At 37.0% G+C, this 2,061-nt stretch carries 1 protein-coding gene; it reads left to right on the plus strand.

What is annotated here, in order from left to right:
* Window positions 1–512: 512 nt before the first annotated feature.
* Window positions 513–1,943, plus strand: a complete 1,431-nt coding sequence (locus JCM21738_RS21645; RefSeq protein WP_023626274.1) for an IS110 family transposase — start codon at window positions 513–515, stop codon at window positions 1,941–1,943.
* Window positions 1,944–2,061 lie beyond the last annotated feature (118 nt).

A 2,061-nucleotide genomic window follows, 5' to 3' on the forward strand; every position in this document is an offset into this window, starting at 1 on the left:
CGCCAGTGTACTTTTGTATTGAACGTGGGTTCCCAAATGGTGAAACTCTACCGTTTGTTTGAGGACACTGGTTTTTTTATTTCTTTTTTTGCTTTAAAATAGAAGTGTGCAGTGACCTTTATAGTGATTCCGACTTACTGGAATGGGGCTAATATTTAGACCTCTAATATTGATGTGGGGCACTCCACTTACACAAGTACACGGCACTGCACTCCAATTTAATTACTCAAATCCATTCCTGTATTTTTTACAGGATTTTTTGTTTTTAAGGAGGAATTTTGAAGGTTTATGTCGTAATTTATTTTTTGTTTAAGAGACTATATTGAAGAAAAACAAAAACAATATATAGCAGTTGAAACTCTACCGTTGATTGGAGCTAGGAAACTAGACTCTTGTGTTAAATATGAGATTTAATATCTGGCGATATAATCCTGACATACTACATTGGGCGTAAAGCTCTCACAGAAACTTGGATAGTCAGATATGTCATACTGCGGCTAGGAGGAGAAATGATGAACACTACCATTACTCCATTTAGTTATGGAAACGACACGCATAACAATCAAGGACAGCGTAAGTTTTATCAGTTTTATGTCGGCATTGATATTGGAGCGAGCTTTCACGTTGCATCCTGTATTCCGTTTGATGCATTCTTGGATCCTAAAGGCATTGCCTGGAAACGGACGAAGACAATGAAATTCAACTCCGATAGTGCTGGTATAGCTGAGTTTTTAGATGCTTTAGGAAAAATTGAAGAGCAGTTCTCTCTTACCCCAAAAGACTTTTTAATCCTTTTGGAACCAACAGGAGGGCACTATTCATATCTGGTACAGCAAGTTTTACTAAATAAAGGTTATGACCTATTTCAAGTTGAGAATAGTGCAGTAAGTGAATTTCGCCAAAAAAACTTAGGCATCTCTGAAAAAACGGACTCAATGGATGCCAAAGTAATGGCATATATGGGGTGGCATAAACAACTACATCCCCATATGCAAGGTGTAACACTTATAAGACCTCAATCTGTTCTTCAATCCTTATTTAGGACTGTGATGAGGGACAGATGGTATTTAAACGTACAACTAACTCGTCGAAAGAATCAGGTTCAACAGCTTTTAAAAGTCACTCATCCTGATTTAAATAAAGCATTTAAGAGCCTATCTAGCATCTCTGTATTGAAATTAGTCTTAGAGTACCCTACGGGTCTACATATGAAAGAAGCGACAGCAGAAGAGATGTATAATGTTTTATTGAAAGCTGGTGCAAAAAGTGTAGCTAAACAAGCAGCGAACACATTGGCTAAAGTAATGCCCAATACCATCGCAGTTCCAGCTGAACATCTTGTAGAAAGGCAAAAATGGGTTATAGAAGAAGCCTTGAGACTCGAAAAAAGCCTCAAGCTTATTGACCAAGAGATTCATAAACTTTTATGGGGAGACCCTGACAAAGGAATAGACCCTCACCCTTATACAGAAATTTTATTGTCCCTTCCATTTGTGAGTGAAAACATCGCTTGTACTTTGATTGGTGTCATAGGAGACGTTGAACGATTTAGTACATACAAAGAGTTCAAGAAATATCTCGGTGTATCTGCGGAAAACAAGCAGTCAGGAACATCAGTAAATGGCACAAGACAGACATACAGCGGTGTTAGAGATGCCAGAAGAGTCCTATATCAAATCGCCTTAATAATTTTGGCGAACGGACAAAAACAGCCTACCGTCTTTAAAGCATACTATGACCGTAAGGTAGCCGAAGGAATGAACAAGAAAAAAGCAATAGGACATTTATGCGGTAAGATAGCGGCCCTTATTTATACAGTCTTGAAAAACAGCGTGATATACGATCCAGTCACTCACGCTAAAGCCTGTGGAGTGGCTTTCGACAATCTATATATTAAAAATAACAAAAATAAACCAAAGCAAATTAATCAAAAAAATGATTAAAAGTTATAAAACCCTAAGTACTTTAAAAGGAGTGAAAATCACCTATTATTTGTTAAATTTTAGGTGATTTCTCCTCTTTAAAAATGATTCTTGATTTTTCAAAGCACTACACTACATT

The sequence above is a fragment of the Mesobacillus boroniphilus JCM 21738 genome (assembly GCF_000517385.1).
Classification (GTDB): domain Bacteria; phylum Bacillota; class Bacilli; order Bacillales; family Cytobacillaceae; genus Mesobacillus; species Mesobacillus boroniphilus.

Coding starts and splice junctions, on each gene's coding strand:
- JCM21738_RS21645 (WP_023626274.1), top strand. CDS start 513: ATGAACACTACCATTACTCCATTTAGTTATGGAAACGACACGCATAAC.